General features: G+C 48.6%; 18 protein-coding genes. All 18 read left to right on the top strand.

What is annotated here, in order from left to right; all coding sequences use genetic code 11:
• The 18 genes from RFF05_RS01285 (at position 1) to tyrS (ending at position 15,439) form a co-directional block, all read left to right on the top strand.
• A complete protein-coding gene (locus RFF05_RS01285; RefSeq protein ID WP_409968648.1) occupies positions 1-390 on the top strand; it encodes a SpoIIIAC/SpoIIIAD family protein in 390 nt (129 codons plus the stop codon).
• On the top strand, positions 387-1,463 hold the full coding sequence (locus RFF05_RS01290; protein WP_409968649.1) for a stage III sporulation protein AE: 1,077 nt from the start codon (positions 387-389) through the stop codon (positions 1,461-1,463). The genes RFF05_RS01285 and RFF05_RS01290 overlap by 4 nt, the downstream gene beginning before the upstream one ends.
• On the top strand, positions 1,460-1,936 hold the full coding sequence (locus tag RFF05_RS01295) for a stage III sporulation protein AF (RefSeq protein WP_409968650.1): 477 nt from the start codon (positions 1,460-1,462) through the stop codon (positions 1,934-1,936). Before RFF05_RS01290 ends, RFF05_RS01295 begins: the two co-directional genes overlap by 4 nt.
• Positions 1,923-2,450, top strand: coding sequence for a hypothetical protein (locus RFF05_RS01300; RefSeq protein ID WP_409968441.1), 528 nt, complete (start codon positions 1,923-1,925; stop codon positions 2,448-2,450). Before RFF05_RS01295 ends, RFF05_RS01300 begins: the two co-directional genes overlap by 14 nt.
• A complete protein-coding gene (locus RFF05_RS01305; protein ID WP_409968442.1) occupies positions 2,447-3,046 on the top strand; it encodes a SpoIIIAH-like family protein in 600 nt (199 codons plus the stop codon). Before RFF05_RS01300 ends, RFF05_RS01305 begins: the two co-directional genes overlap by 4 nt.
• A 385-nt stretch (positions 3,047-3,431) precedes the next feature.
• Complete coding sequence (locus RFF05_RS01310) at positions 3,432-3,803, top strand: Asp23/Gls24 family envelope stress response protein (protein ID WP_409968443.1); 372 nt, start codon at positions 3,432-3,434, stop codon at positions 3,801-3,803.
• Positions 3,804-3,822: 19 nt separating this feature from the next.
• A complete protein-coding gene (nusB, locus tag RFF05_RS01315) occupies positions 3,823-4,281 on the top strand; it encodes a transcription antitermination factor NusB (protein ID WP_409968444.1) in 459 nt (152 codons plus the stop codon).
• Positions 4,282-4,452: 171 nt separating this feature from the next.
• The gene (gene xseA / locus RFF05_RS01320) at positions 4,453-5,664 is read left to right on the top strand and encodes an exodeoxyribonuclease VII large subunit (protein WP_409968651.1); all 1,212 of its coding nucleotides are present in this window, start codon (positions 4,453-4,455) and stop codon (positions 5,662-5,664) included.
• A complete protein-coding gene (gene xseB / locus RFF05_RS01325) occupies positions 5,661-5,897 on the top strand; it encodes an exodeoxyribonuclease VII small subunit (RefSeq protein ID WP_409968447.1) in 237 nt (78 codons plus the stop codon). Before xseA ends, xseB begins: the two co-directional genes overlap by 4 nt.
• Positions 5,890-6,768 (top strand): polyprenyl synthetase family protein, encoded by an 879-nt coding sequence (locus tag RFF05_RS01330; protein ID WP_409968448.1) that lies wholly within the window; start codon positions 5,890-5,892, stop codon positions 6,766-6,768. Before xseB ends, RFF05_RS01330 begins: the two co-directional genes overlap by 8 nt.
• Before the next feature lie 759 nt (positions 6,769-7,527).
• Positions 7,528-8,082, top strand: a complete 555-nt coding sequence (locus tag RFF05_RS01335; protein WP_409968652.1) for a hypothetical protein — start codon at positions 7,528-7,530, stop codon at positions 8,080-8,082.
• A gap of 27 nt (positions 8,083-8,109) precedes the next feature.
• Positions 8,110-9,954 (top strand): 1-deoxy-D-xylulose-5-phosphate synthase, encoded by a 1,845-nt coding sequence (gene dxs, locus RFF05_RS01340; protein ID WP_409968653.1) that lies wholly within the window; start codon positions 8,110-8,112, stop codon positions 9,952-9,954.
• Positions 9,951-10,772: a TlyA family RNA methyltransferase gene (locus tag RFF05_RS01345; protein WP_409968452.1), complete on the top strand. Its 822-nt coding sequence runs from the start codon at positions 9,951-9,953 to the stop codon at positions 10,770-10,772. Before dxs ends, RFF05_RS01345 begins: the two co-directional genes overlap by 4 nt.
• Positions 10,772-11,650, top strand: coding sequence for an NAD(+)/NADH kinase (locus RFF05_RS01350; protein WP_409968453.1), 879 nt, complete (start codon positions 10,772-10,774; stop codon positions 11,648-11,650). The genes RFF05_RS01345 and RFF05_RS01350 overlap by 1 nt, the downstream gene beginning before the upstream one ends.
• Complete coding sequence (locus tag RFF05_RS01355) at positions 11,640-12,089, top strand: arginine repressor (protein WP_409968454.1); 450 nt, start codon at positions 11,640-11,642, stop codon at positions 12,087-12,089. The genes RFF05_RS01350 and RFF05_RS01355 overlap by 11 nt, the downstream gene beginning before the upstream one ends.
• Positions 12,090-12,125: 36 nt before the next feature.
• Positions 12,126-13,814 carry a DNA repair protein RecN gene (recN, locus tag RFF05_RS01360; protein ID WP_409968455.1) on the top strand — a complete coding sequence of 563 codons (1,689 nt, stop codon included), beginning with the start codon at positions 12,126-12,128 and terminating at the stop codon, positions 13,812-13,814.
• A gap of 3 nt (positions 13,815-13,817) precedes the next feature.
• Entirely contained in the window at positions 13,818-14,054 is a 237-nt protein-coding gene (locus tag RFF05_RS01365) for a DUF6199 family natural product biosynthesis protein (protein ID WP_409968456.1), read from the top strand.
• Between the two features lie 158 nt (positions 14,055-14,212).
• Positions 14,213-15,439, top strand: coding sequence for a tyrosine--tRNA ligase (gene tyrS / locus RFF05_RS01370; protein ID WP_409968457.1), 1,227 nt, complete (start codon positions 14,213-14,215; stop codon positions 15,437-15,439).
• The last annotated feature ends 17 nt before the right edge of the window (positions 15,440-15,456 follow it).

Genomic DNA, 15,456 nt, shown 5'->3' on the forward strand with positions numbered 1-15,456 from the left:
ATGGAAATGGTGTTTGAAATCACAGTGGGGTGTTTGGTCACCGCGTTGCTTGCCTTGGTGGTGGCCAAGTCTGCGCCTGAGATGGCACTGGTGTTGATGCTGGGGTGCACTGTGGTGGTGATGGTGTATCTGGCGCAGGTGATGGGGCAGGTGGTTGGTTTTTTCCAAACGCTAGCCAACTACGGAGGGTTAAGCGAAGGACTCCTTGAACCATTGCTCAAATCCATGGGCATCGCCGTGGTGGTGAAGGTGGGGAGCAGTTTATGCCGTGACGCAAATGCATCGGCATTGGGGGCTGTGGTGGAGTTGTCTGGCACAGTGTGCGCCTTGTCTGTGGCTTTGCCGCTGGTGGAAACGGTCTTAGGGAAGTTGGTGGAGTTGATGGGGTGAAGCGAGTGATTTTATGGCTGTTTATCGCATGGCGCTTGACCACCTTTGCCTACGGTTTGGATACGGTGGATACCTTGCTGGCGGCCTTGCCTGACCAGACGCAAAATTTGATAGAAAAGGTGGAATTATCCACCATAGACGGACTTTTAGAGGGGATTGATGCGTTGCTTACAGCTGGCACAGACTTGGTGGCAGAGGTGGTACGCAGTCAGTTGACCACGGTGGCGCTGATTTTGGTGACGGTAATACTATGCGCCATGGTGGAGAGCATCCATGGTGATTTAAAACAGGAAAATCTAGCTTTACCGATGGTGGGCGCCTTATCAGTCAGTCTTTTATCGGCAGGCAGCTTAGAGTCTATGATGGGGCTGGGCGCTTCTACCATTGAAACACTAGAGGTGTTTTCTCATGTGCTGTTGCCCACCATGGCAGCCGCCACCGCCGCCAGCGGTGCCGTGACTTCAGCAACGGTGGGGCAGGTGACCACGGTGTTTTTTGTAGACCTACTCATTAGTGCCATCAATCAATTGCTTTTGCCAATGGTATATCTATACATCGGAGCCATCACCGCCAGCGCCATGCTTCAAAAAGGAAACCCCATGGACACATTGGCCAGTGTGCTCAAGCGTGGGATTACATGGCTGCTTTGCAGTGGACTGTTTTTATTTACCTTATATTTATCGGTAATGCGAGTGATGGCAGGTTCAGTGGACGGGGTCAGCGTAAAAATTGCACGCACCACCATTTCTGGGGTGGTTCCTGTGGTGGGAAGTATCATTGCCGACGCATCAGAGGCGGTTCTCTCTGGGGCTGGCGTGCTGAAAAATACTGTGGGTATTGCAGGGACGTTGGGGATTTTAGGGTGTTGCCTTTATCCATTTTTACAATTGGGGGTGCAATATTTGCTGTATAAAATCACCGCATTTTTGGCAAGTTTGGTAGGTTCTAGTGGGCTTTGCAAGCTGATTGATGGACTGGGTGGCGCCTTTGGGTTGGTATTGGGGATGACAGGGGCGTGTGCTTTGCTGTTGTTAATCTCAGTGTTATCGTCGGTAGGGGCGGTGGTGCCATGATGGAGGCAGTGCGCGGATGGATTTTATCGGTGGTAGTGGTGTCGATGTTGGTGAGTTTATCACAGGCGATGGTGCCAAAAGGCACTCTCGCTGGGGTGAGCAATTTCATCGGTGGGTTGCTGTTGCTGATTACCTTATTGACGCCATTATCACAGCTTGATAGTTGGCTGTTGCCGGAGGGATTAGACGATTATCGCGACCAAATTCAAGACCAGCAACTGGCGTTGACAACCATGCAACAAACCCAGCTAGAAATAGGCATAGAGGAAGGCGTGGAAACATATATTTTAGACAAAGCAACAGCTTTGGGAATTGTGTGTCAAGTGGAGGTGGTGACAGCGTTGGACGACAGTGGCACACCTGTGCCTGTGGCGGTATGTTTTGATGTGCCATGGGATGAGGCGTTGTCGCTGTATGTGGAGCAGACCCTTGGCATTGGGCAGGAAGGACAAACATGGCATGAAAATCAGTGACGTGAAAACAAAATGGAAGCAATATCAATATGTAGCACTGGTGCTGGGATTGGGGGTGGTGCTGTTGGCATGGCCCAAAGATGAAACGCCAGAGCCTATAGAAGAAGTGGCAGACAATGGCTGGAGTTTGCAAGCGGTGCAAGCGGAAATGGAGCAGGTGTTAGGCTGTATTGACGGTGTTGGACAGGTGCAGTTGATGTTGAGTTTAGACACAGAGGGCACTGTCACCTTGGCGCAGGATGGCCAGCTGTCTTATAGCGGCGATGCCCAGTCGCCAGAGTCATATTCTCGCATCAGCGAGATAATTGTAGTGGAGCAAAATGGAGAGGAAAGGGGTCTGGTGACCCAGCAGACTTACCCTGTATATCGTGGGGCATTGGTGGTGTGCGAAGGGGGAGACAACCCCACTGTGCGCTTGGCAGTGACCCAAGGGGTGGCGGCGCTGACAGGATTGGGAACCGACCGTATTACGGTGGCAACATGGAAATCATCATTTGGAGGAGGAACAGCATGAAAGGTAAAAGACTTTGGAGGCAGAATTTTAAACGCAACGCATCTTTGGTGACCATGGGGATTTTGGTGTGTGGTGCAGCAGCGCTGAATTGGAGCTATTCTACCCAAGCGGGTGTGGAAGTGGCGGCAGAAGCCGAGGAGCGAGTGGTGGGACAGACGGTACTGGTATCCAGTGACGAAAGCGACACTATTTTAGAGGTGGCAGATATGGAAGACGGCGTGGCTGTGGTCAGCGCCGACGAAAGTGATTACTTCGCCACCGCCCGATTGACCCGTCAGCAAGCACGGGACAGTGCTGTGTTCTTATTGCAAGAGGCGGCAGCGCAAGAAGGGGCTGATGAGGCCGTCGCCACTATGGCCAGCCAAGAAATCCAAAATCTAGCCGCCTATACCTTGGCAGAAACCCAAATTGAAAATCTAGTGACTGCTAAGGGGTATGTGGATTGCGTTGCTTTTATGGGAGAGGAAAGCGTCAGCGTCGTGGTAGGCACTGTGGAGGGGGATCTGACCACGGCTGATGTTGCGAAAATCAGCGATATTGCCATGAGTGAGACAGGGTATACCGCCAGCCAAGTAAAGATTCTGGCATCAGATTAAAGACATAGACTACCAGACAGCGAAGGAATTCACGTTGAATTTCTTCGCTGTCTAGCTGTCAAAAAAGACGCCATGCGTGGCGTTTTTTTTGACAGTTAGACAATCGGCCAAGTGAAAATGTTTAAAACGATGCAATTTCGTTGGATTTTGCAATATTATAGTCATAAAGAATTTCGGATTAGGGTGATTAATTTTATTGGAGGCGGGCTCCGCCCCCTCGAGCTCCCCCGAGCAGGGTTCTTTGACACGCTGTTTTTTAACAAAAAAGTTGTTGTAATGGCGGTATAAATGTGGTATACTATACACCAAAGAATGAGAAAGTGGGTTAGAGCCTTTAGGTGCCTACTTTTTAAAAAATCAGTCAATGTGAAGGAGATACAACACTATGAGTGAAAGCAAAGAATACCTAACCCTTCCAGAAGAAAATGGCAGTATCAATATTTCAGAAGATGTCATTGCCACCATTGCAGTGGGTGCTGTGCGTGAAGTGGAAGGCGTATCTGGCATGATGGGGCCACATGGGGCCAGCGTCAGCGATATGACCACCCGTAAAAGTGCACAAAAGTCTATCCGTGGTGTGAAAATTGACATGACCGGTACGGCTATGGTGCTGGATTTATATGTAACTGTGCAATATGGCACCGCCATTCCAGAGCTTGCTGAAAATGCCCAAAAGGCAGTGATGGCAGCCGTGGAAGGTATGACCGGTAGCGCCGTGGGGGCAGTGAATGTCCACGTTGGCGGTATCACGATGTAAGGAAAGAAAAGAGAAAAATATGGTTCGTAATACTGCGCGAGAAATCGCCATTCACCTGTGCTATGAAGTCAGTTTCACAGGCAATGATATCAAAACCCTGTTAGACAACCGCCTAAAAGTGGAGTCTTTTGCCGCCTTGGCTGGCGAGGATGAACTCTACAAAGAAGCCCCTAATGTCAAGCAAGGGGAATATATTCGCCACTTGGTGCTAGGCGTGGCTGAGCATGGTGCCGAATTGGACAATTATATTGCCAAGTACGCCAAAGGCTGGGATTTTGCCCGTATTCCCTTGGTGGCTTCTGCCATCATGCGTGTGGCTATGTTTGAAATCCTATATATGCCTGAAATCCCTAACGGTGTGTCTATCAACGAAGGGGTAGAGATTGCCAAAAAATACGAAACACCTGAAACTGTCTGTTTCATCAACGGCATCTTGGGTAGCTTCGTCCGCCAAGAACTTCCTGAAGAAGGAAAATAAAGTTTGTAAAATTTGCTACAAAGGCTATATTTTAACAAAAACGTAGGGAATGGTCTTGACCATTCCGTTCCCGAGGGTGCTGTGTGCATCAAGGGGGGCGGAACGGTCAAGACCGTTCCCTACGGCTACATTTTATGTATTATGGGTATTTCCAATAGAAAAGGAGACTCTATGGAAGAACAACAAGTCTTGGGCGTTACCCAAGTCAATGAGATGGTGAAAACCATTTTAGATGGCGCGCCTATGCTCCAAAAATTACTGGTGCGTGGGGAATTGTCCAACTATAAAATGTACCCCTCTGGTCACCATTATTTTACGTTGAAAGACCAAGATGGTGCTTTGCGGAGCGTGATGTTCAAAGGCTCTGCAACCAAATTGCGGTTTCAGCCCCAAAATGGCATGAAGGTCATTGCCTCTGGTCGGATTGCCGTGTTCCCACGAGATGGGGCCTATCAATTATATTGCACAAGTTTGTCACCAGATGGGATTGGCGATTTATATGTAGCCTTTGAACAACTGAAAGAAAAGCTGTATCAAGAAGGTCTATTTGACCAGCAGTATAAAAAGCCTTTGCCGGCCTACCCCCAAACCATTGCCATCATCACCTCTTCGGCTGGGGCGGCTGTCCACGATATGATTCGGATTTTGCGTAGCCGATATCCCATTGCAAAAGTGAAGTTGTTGCCTGTTCGTGTCCAAGGGGTGGAAGCCCCAGCGGAAATTGCAGGTGCCATACGCTTTGCAAACCGTCACCAGTTGGCTGATGTGATCATCACTGGCCGTGGCGGTGGTTCTATGGAAGATTTGTGGGCATTTAACGATGAACGAGTGGCACGGGCAATTTTTGCTTCCGATTTGCCAGTCATTAGTGCAGTGGGTCATGAGCCCGATGTAACCATTGCGGATTTTGTTGCTGATGCACGGGCGTCGACACCGTCCAATGCTGCAGAAATTGTGGTGCCAGACCAAGGGGAACTACTGCGGAATTTGCAGTCTATGGGTGGCAGTCTCAACTATTTGCAAAGCCAGCGTATTGAACAATTACGCTTGCAATGGGACAAGCTGGCAACCTCCCGTGTGCTAGTAAATCAAATGGCATATGTGGAAGATAAGTCTATGATGTTATCTTACTTACAGCAACGATTTGGTGATGTTTCTGCCAATATATTGGGGAGAAAGCAACAATCTCTGGCTGTTTTGGCTTCGTCATTAGATGCGATGAGCCCGTTGAAGGTGTTGGGACGTGGCTATGCCATGGTGCAAACAAAAGGCGGCGTTATTGTGAAAAACTGTGGTGATGTGGCTGTGGGAGATCAAATCAATGTGACCGTAGGCGACGGCATATTACACTGTCAAGTGAGTGAAAAGGAGACGATACAATGAGTGAAAAAGTGACGTTTGAAGCCCAAATTCAACGTTTGGAGCAAATTGTGGCACAATTGGAGCGTGGCGATGTGGCCTTGGCTGATTCGCTGGCGCTATTTGAAGAAGGCACTAAATTGGTGGCAGCTTGTAGCGGAGAACTAGAGCAAGCTGAGCAACAAGTGGTGCGTTTGATGAAGGGGAGCGATGGCAACCCTGTTGAGCTGGCTTTTGGAGGCGAAGACAATGGATAAAGCAACTTTTGATGCCCAATATCAGACCTATTTGCAGGCGGTGGAGGACTATTTGCGAGGTTTATTCACTGCAAAAACGGACTATGACCAAATTTTTACCGCCATGCGTTATAGCTTGTTGGCAGGGGGAAAGCGTATTCGTCCTATTTTGACGCTTGAATTTGCACGGTTGTGTGGATTGGATTGGCATAAAGCATTGCCCGTTGGCTGTGCCTTGGAATTGGTGCACACCTACTCTCTCATTCACGATGATTTGCCCTGCATGGACGATGATGATTTGCGACGCGGTAAACCAACCAGTCATAAGCAATTCGGTGAAACTTTGGCCATTTTGGCTGGGGATGCGTTACAACCTGCGGCTTTCGAATTGATTTTGTCGGCAGTGGATTTAAGGGATACAGCCCGTGCCAACTGTGCCTTGATTTTGGCAAAAGCCGCTGGGGCTGACGGCATGGTGGGTGGACAGGTGTTGGATACATTGTGCCATGCCACTACCCAAGACCAACTGGCTCAAGTCCATCGACTGAAAACAGGCGCCTTGCTCATGGCTGCGTGTCAGTTGGGATGCGCTGCTGCTGATGGGGATGAACTGCAACTTAACTGCGCTAAAATCTATGGTGAAAACTTAGGGATGGCCTTCCAAATCCGTGACGATGTGTTAGATGTGGTGGGGGACGAGGCAGACTTTGGCAAACCCATCGGCTCTGATGAAGCCTGCGGAAAAACCACCTATGTGAATTTATTGGGGATTGATGGTTGTGCCCAAGCGGTGGAGCGGTGTACTGTTACTGCCTGCGATGCAGTGGCAACTTGGGGCGATGATGGCTTTTTGCAGTGTTTGGCTAAGTCACTAGCTGGAAGAAATCACTAAAAAATTTACAAATGGAATATTCATAAAATCTTGTATATTTCCATTCTTTATGGTATACTATGTATCAGCTAAGCGGCGGTGCAGTATTCTAGTCAGATCTGCCGGCTCTGAAGGAGGGGCTAAAAATCCTCTAAAGGGCACATCGATGAAACCTCTGGTGCTTGCTTGATACGCCCAGTTTTGGGTGGGTGCTGGGGGAAGCGTGTATACGCTTGCGATTTTAGGGCGCTGTCCAATGGCATGGACAATCCGACCCTACTATCGTGGAGACCTGTTCTTGTGCACGGACGTACTCCCAACGTGGTATTCGGCACGTGTACGAAACAGATTATAAACCTGCAATGCGGTGCGTCTGGCGATTTTCGCTGGTAACGCTGTGTGCAGACGTAGCCTGCCTTGCGTGGATTTTGGTGAATTGAGGAATTGTAAGCAAGTACACTCTGGCCGGAGTGTGGTTGTGATTGCCCATGAAACCTTGTCTGCAAAAGAGGCTAGGAGTCGGTTAGACTGTAGTGGAAAACACCTAGACTGTCCCACAAGGGCAAGCGATGGATTGCAGTGCGGACTCAGTGGCAATCGGGTCTCATGGTTGGCAACGCCATGACGTGATATTGAAAGGGGAACCGCCTTCATCGGCAACGAGAGGTATGTCACGGGGAAATCCTACCCGTACCTAAGCCGTAAGATTTACATTGTTTGCTGCCGCTGCCTTAGCAACATCACTTTGTATTTGACCAACTGGTCAATGGAGGAACTTTCTTGAAAAAGAACAAACCCAATAAAAAGGCCAAAGAAGATTCGCAGGTTCAATGGATTTTGCGAATCTTTTTTATTGCAGTGTGTCTATCTGCCACCTTGAGTTTGATATCAGAAACAGTGCTACAGCGTGCTGATTTAATTGTTGCAGTGCTGATTTTGTTGTTGTTTATCACGGTGGGCATCTGCTTTGATGTCATCGGTGTTGCGGTGACGGCCGCTGACCCAAAACCCTTTCGCTCCATGGCGGCTCGCAAGCAAAAAGGCGCCAAAGAAGCGTTGGGACTTTTGCAAAAAGCAGAGCGTGTGTCTAGTATTTGTAACGACGTGGTGGGTGATATTTGCGGCATCGTCAGTGGTACTACCGCCGCCGTCATTGTACTGCAAATTAACAGCGTGATTTCCGTTTCTAGCGTGCTCATTAGCGTGCTAGTGACAGCACTGATTTCTGGTCTTACCATCGGCGGCAAGGCCATCGGTAAAAATATTGCCATCAATCAAAGCACCCGTGTGATATACTGGGTGGGGCGTGTGCTCTATGTGTTCCGTCGGCGCTAAAAAGAAGATACCTAGAAAGGCAAGTCTATGATTTTGGATACCATTCATAGCCCAGCAGATGTAAGGCAGTTAAGCCTTTCAGAGTTGGAGATGCTAAGCGGAGAAATTCGTGAATTTTTAATACAATCTGTCGCCCAAACTGGGGGGCATTTAAGCTCTAATCTAGGGGCGGTGGAATTAACCATCGCCCTCCATCGTGTTTTTGATACACTCCAAGACCCGTTGGTATTTGATGTGGGACATCAGGCTTATGTCCATAAATTGCTCACTGGTCGCAAAGACCAATTTCATACGTTGCGGCAATGGGATGGGCTGTCTGGATTCCCAAAACCATATGAAAGCCCCCATGATGCCTTCATTGCAGGACACGCGTCTAACTCGGTTTCAGTGGCGTTAGGTATGGCAAGGGCTTTGGCTTTACAGGGGAAGGATAGCAGTGCTTTAGCTCTCATCGGTGATGGGGCGTTGTCTGGTGGTCTTGCCTATGAGGGGCTCAGTGATGCTGGTGGTTCTAAGTTGCCACTGATTGTCATTTTGAACGACAATGGTATGTCCATTCAGCCTAATGTGGGCGGGATGCACCGACATTTGCGGGATTTGCGATGCCAGCCATCGTATTATCACTTTAAAAAATGGTACCGTAGTTTGTTTGGAAAACAGCCTCAGAGAAACCCATTGTATCGTCAAATCCATAAGGTGAAAACGTCGTTAAAGCGTGCCATTTATCCCAAAAGCTCCTTGTTTGAAGATATGGGATTTGTCTATTTGGGGCCTGTGGATGGTCATGATATACAGCAATTGACCCAGACCTTTGACTGGGCAAAAAAACTGCAATGTCCTGTGGTGGTGCACGTGAAAACCATCAAAGGAAAAGGGTATCGCTTTGCAGAAGAGAATCCCGGTAAATTTCATGGTGTTTCACCTTTTGACCCCAAAACAGGGGTGACCAAGAGCGGTGATAGCTTTTCTAGTCACTTTGGGGCAGAGTTGGTCGCATTGGCCGGTGAAAACCCCAAGCTTTGTGGCGTCACCGCCGCCATGGCTGACGGCACTGGGCTTTCACCCTTTGAAATCGCCTATCCAGAGCGATTTTTTGATGTGGCCATCGCTGAAGGCCACGCCGTTGCCATGAGTGCTGGGCTATGTAAGACAGGGATGCGCCCTGTGTTTGCAGTCTATTCCACTTTTTTGCAACGAGGATATGATATGCTGTTCCACGATGTGGCGCTACAAAGTTTACCTGTGGTGTTTGGCATTGACCGTGCGGGTTTAGTGGGTGCAGATGGGGAGACCCATCATGGCTGTTTAGATGTGCAGTATTTGTGCCAAATTCCGAATTTTACCGTACTTTGTCCTAGCAATTATGCAGAAATGACCACTATGCTTCACTGGGCGACCAGTCAAGAAGAGGGGCCTGTGGCCATTCGTTACCCACGGGGTGGGGAAGGGGAATTTATCCAAGATACGGCTTTGAAAACCACGGTTGAGCTACGTAGCGGTGCCGATGTGACTCTTGTGGGGTATGGGATGTGTGTCAATCATTTGTTAGAGGCGGCGCACACGTTAGAAACATTGGGTGTGCAGGCAAAAGTGGTGAAATTAAACCGGATTGCCCCCCTTGATATTGGTGATTTACAAGAAACCTTAGGCAATCAAAATACCATGATTGTGGTGGAGGATTGCTTTGGCGCTGGCTGTGTGGGTCAGCGAATTGGTGCGATTTTGGCTCAGCAAGGCTGTGGGTCAAAGCGACTGATTTTGAAAAATTTAGGGAAGACCTTTGCGCCCCAAGGAAGTGTGGCGCAGTTGGAGCACAGTTTTGGATTGGATGCCGCTGGCATTGTCCAAGCTGTGATGGAGGAGAAACAATGAGTGAGAAAAAGCGACTAGATGTGCTCTTAGTAGAGCGAAATTTGCTAGAAAGTCGGCAAAAAGCCCAGGCTGTGATTATGAGCGGGCAAGTGTTTGTGAAAGGACAGCGTGTGGACAAGCCTGGCACTGCCATTGCCGTGGATGCAGAGGTGGAAGTCCGTGGGAATTTACTGCGTTATGTGAGCCGTGGCGGCTTGAAATTGGAAAAGGCTATGGCGGAGTTCCCCATTTCCTTGGAAAATACCATCTGCGGTGATATTGGTGCATCTACTGGTGGTTTTACCGATTGTATGTTGCAAAATGGTGCGCAAAAGGTGTATGCCGTGGATGTGGGCTATGGGCAACTGGCATGGAAATTACGCAGTGATGAACGTGTGATTTGTATGGAGCGTACCAACGCACGATATTTAGACCGAGAACAAATTCCAGAGCCTTTGGATTTTGCCTCTATCGATGTTAGTTTTATCTCCTTGAATTTGATTTTGCCTGCTGTGCACCGTGTGTTGGGAGACCAAGGACAGGTGGCCTGTCTCATCAAGCCCCAGTTTGAAGCTGGGCGAGAAAAGGTGGGTAAAAAAGGGGTTGTCCGTGACCCTGCTGTCCACTTAGAAGTGTTGGAACAATTTTTAGAGCATGCAAAGGCTTCTGCCTTTACAGTTCTTGGTATCAGCTATTCTCCCATCAAAGGTCCTGAGGGAAATCTAGAATATTTAGGCTTTTTACAAAAAGGGGAAGCACCACCCCAGCCTGATTTTGATTTGAAAGCGCTGGTGGCTGAATCCCATGCAACCCTGCCTCAAAACGGAGGTGACATTTGATGAAACGGATCATTTTATGCCCCAATCCCAACCGCGATAGAGGGATGGTGGCCACCCAAGCGGCAGATAAAATTCTTAAAGAAATGGGTTTTGAAACCGTTGTTTGTTCGCCGTTTCGAGATCAAAAAGATGGTATTTTCGCACCCTATAAAGCGTTGCCATTGTTGCCGGAATTGCGCCAATCTGACTTGCTAGTCACCTTTGGTGGTGACGGCACCATTTTGCATCTTGCCAAGCTTGCGGCATTGAATCGCATTCCCATTTTAGGCATCAATATGGGAAGCCTTGGCTTTGTAGCAGAGTTGGAGGCATTGGAGTTGTCAGCATTGTATAAGCTAAAGGACTGGGATTTCACCGTGGAAAATCGTATGATGTTAGACGTTCATGTAACCCGTGAAGGCAAACAGGTTTACACAAACCTCGGGCTCAATGATGCGGTGATTCGTGAAGGCCCTATCTCCCATGTGATTCACCTGCGGATTGAGTCAGACGGGCATCACTTGGCGGATATTGCTGGAGATGGCGTCATCATTGCAACCCCCACTGGTTCTACCGCCTACGCACTCTCTGCAGGGGGACCTGTGGTTGAGCCTATGGCGCAAACCATGGTGGTGTGCCCCATTTGTACCCACAATATGCGGTTTTCTTCCTACGTGTTGTCTCCAGATCATACGTTGACCATTCAATTAGAGCGTAACGGTCGTAAGCCTGTGTACCTGTTTGTAGACGAAAGCCGTGGTTTTTCCCTGCGTTCTGACGATATAGTGACTGTAAAACGCTCCAAATCTGTGATGAAATTGGTGCGTTTAAGTGAAAAAAGTTTCTGCGAAGTATTCGCAAAGAAAATGTTACCAGGAGGTTTTGGCAATGAAAAATAACCGTCAATCTATGATTTTAGACATCATCGCCAGCGAGAATGTTGAAACCCAAGAGCAACTGTTGTTGCGCTTGCAAGAACGTGGCATTTCCAGCACGCAAGCCACTATTTCTCGTGACATCAAGCAACTTCATTTGATCAAAGAACCTGTGGGGCAAGGGGTGTATAAGTACGCTGTGTCTGGCAACCGTACACGACTTAACTTCGCCGAGCGTCTGCGTACCATTTTTCGGGAAAGTATCACTAGCATCGATTGCGCTCAAAATATGGTGGTGGTGAAAACTATGCCCGGTTTGGCCAGTGCGGCCTGTGCTGCCATCGATGATATGGATTTGACCTATATGGTGGGTAGCCTTGCAGGGGATGACACCGCTTTTTTGGTGATGCGAGACAGTGCTTCAGCCCTAGAACTGTGTAATGAAGTGAGAGAGATGCTGTAAAGTTAAATTGCTTTACAATGCAAGTAGGAGTAAGAAATGTTAGAACTGCTACACATTGAACAGATTGCTTTGATTGAACAAGCAGACATTCGTTTTCATGTGGGATTCAATGCTTTGACTGGTGAAACAGGGGCAGGGAAGTCCATCATCATTGATGCGATGGGTGCTGTTTTAGGGGGACGTACGTCACGGGAACTCATTCGCACAGGGGCCAATCGTGCCTTTGTCAGCGGCTTGTTTTCCCATGTCAACCCTACGTTGCCAGCGTTGGTAGAACAGGGAATTGTCCCCGATGAAAACGGAGAATTGCTATTACAGCGAGAGTTGACCATCGATGGGAAAAATACCTGCCGTATCAACGGTCGTCCTGTCTCTGTGAGTCAATTACGCCAAGTGGGGCAAGATCTTCTGAATATTCATGGTCAACATGATGGACAACAGTTGATGGATGAGACCTTACACGGTGTGTATTTAGACCGTTTTGGCAACATTCAACAGCCTCTTTTTGCCTATCAAACTGCATTTGAATCCTATCAAGCCCTGCAAAGCCAAATTAAATCTTTGCAGATGGATGAAGCGGAAAAAATTCGGAAAATGGACAGTTTGCGCTTTCAAATCAAGGAAATAGAGCGTGCAGAGTTGCAAGATGGGGAAGAAGAAGAACTGCTGGCTCGTCGGAATCTGCTTCGCAACGGTGAAAAGTATTTGACTGCTTTGTCTGGCGCTGACTATGCCATGGGTGGCGACGATGAGTCTATGGGGGCAGTGGCGCTGATGAAGCAGGCGCTGCAAGCCTTGGCGCCTATCCGCAATTTAAGCGAAGATTTGGGGAAGTTATACGCCCAATTGTCCCAAGTGCAAAGCGATGCCTATGATTTGGCAGAGTGGATTGGGGATCAACGGAGCGCCTTTGAATTCTCTCCAGCAGAGCTGGATGCAGTGGAGTCGCGTAGTGACCTGATTTATCGATTAGAGAAGAAATACGGTAATACTATAGCAGAAATATTGCAATATCTTGATAAATGCCGCAAAGAATTGGATGACATTCAAACGGCTGATGACACGTTGGTGCGCCTGCAAGGGAAGCTGGCCAAGGCAGAAAAAGCTGTGGTGGAGGCAGGTGGCGTATTAACCAAGGCACGGCAATCTGCTGCCAAAGAATTGGAAGTGCGTATCTTGCAAGAACTGCGAGATTTGGATATGCACAAAATTCAATTTGTCATTGAATTCACATCCAAAGCACCAGCCATAGACGGTTGCGATACCATTCGCTTCTTGATGTCAGCCAACGCTGGTGAGGCGGTAAAGCCCATCGCCAAGGTAGCATCTGGCGGTGAATTGGCGCGGATTATGCTTGGGTTAAAGAATGTTTTGGCCGAGCAAGAGGCCATTGCCACCATGGTGTTCGATGAAGTGGACACGGGCGTATCTGGTCGGGCGGCACAAAAAGTGGCGCAAAAGCTGGCGCAGGTTTCTCGCCACAAGCAAGTGCTCTGCGTGACCCATTTGCCCCAATTGGCAGCCATGGCAGATGTGCATTTTGCTGTTACTAAAGGAGAAGTAAAGGGAAGAACCTTTACAGAACTTTTGGAGCTTGACCGTTCCAAACGTATGGCAGAATTGGCCCGTATCAGCGGTGGTGATGTGATTAGTGAGGCGCTACTGCAAAGTGCAGGAGAATTGTTAGACAGCGCTACCACCTACCGAAACGGACTGGAGGGATAAACCATGCCTATGGGAATTTCCATTGCACTTAATATTATCTCCGCCTTCATCGGCATTGCCTTTTTTGCCAGTTTGATTACTGCCATCAACCCACGTTGGACATGGCGCACCTTTGAAAAATGGAAGGCCACCGAAGAACCCACCGATGCCTATTTCAAGGTGCGTCGGATTGTGGGATTGGTGTTCGCCATCATCACAGGTGCCATCTGGGCAGTTCCAACGGTGGTATCTTGGTTTTGATAAAAGAAAGTCTTGAAGTTTTGGTAAATTCATCAAAATTATCGTTGACTTTTTGGTGATTACTCTATATTATAATAGTGTTATAAATTGTGCCCTCTATCCCAAGAGGATGGAGGGTTTTTTACGAAATCCGACAAACATTGAAGGAGATTACAGATATGCAAATTTATGAAGAACTGGTAGAACGGGGCCTCATCGCCCAAGTGACCAACGAAGCAGAAATCAAGGAAATGATCAACGCTGGTAAGGCTGTGTTTTACATTGGCTTTGACCCCACTGCTGACTCTCTCCACGTGGGACACTTTATGGCGCTGTGTTTGATGAAACGTCTGCAAATGGCTGGCAACCGCCCCATCGCGCTCATCGGCGGTGGCACTGGCATGGTGGGTGACCCCTCTGGCCGTAGCGATTTGCGTAACGTGCTGACCACAGAAACCATTCGCCACAATTGCGATTGCTTCAAAACCCAAATGGAGCGCTTCATCGAATTCGGTGAAGGCAAGGCTCAAATGGTGGATAACGCCGACTGGCTCATGGGTTTGAACTATGTGGAACTACTGCGCGAAGTGGGGGCTTGCTTCTCTGTCAACAATATGCTCCGTGCTGAGTGCTACAAGCAACGCATGGAAAAAGGCTTGTCCTTCTTGGAATTTAACTACATGATTATGCAGTCTTACGACTTCTATCATCTGTTCAAACACTATGGCTGTAATATGCAGTTTGGCGGCAACGACCAATGGAGCAATATGTTGGGCGGCACCGAACTGATTCGTCGTAAGCTGGGCGAAGATGCCCACGCCATGACCATCACCTTGCTGATGAACTCCGAAGGCAAGAAGATGGGCAAGACTGCCAACGGTGCTGTTTGGCTGGACCCCAACAAGACCGCACCTTACGAATTCTATCAATACTGGCGTAACGTAGGCGACGACGATGTGCTCAAGTGCATCCGTATGCTGACCTTCTTGCCCATGGAAGAAATCCGTGCCATGGACGGCTGGGAAGGCAGTGAGCTAAACCGTGCCAAGGAAATTCTGGCCTTCGAGCTGACCAAGCTTGTCCACGGGGAAGAAGAAGCCAAAAAGGCCGAAGAAACCGCTAAGGGTTTGTTTGCTGGCGGTGGCTCTTTGGACAATATGCCTGCCACGGAACTGACTGCTGATTTGTTTGAAGACGGCAAGATAATTGCCGCCAAGCTGTTGGTAGCCTGTGGTCTGGTGGGGTCTAATGGTGAAGCCCGACGCCTGATTCAACAAGGTGGCGTATCCATCGCTGATGGCAAGCCTACCGCCTTTGATACCCCCTATGCACAAGGTGATTTTGCTGGCGACGGCATCATCATCAAAAAGGGCAAAAAAGTATTCCATCGTGCATATACGGTGTAACAATTCTATTAATTTAA

The organism is Bengtsoniella intestinalis (genome assembly GCF_039719005.1).
Lineage (GTDB): Bacteria > Bacillota > Clostridia > Oscillospirales > Oscillospiraceae > Oscillibacter > Oscillibacter intestinalis.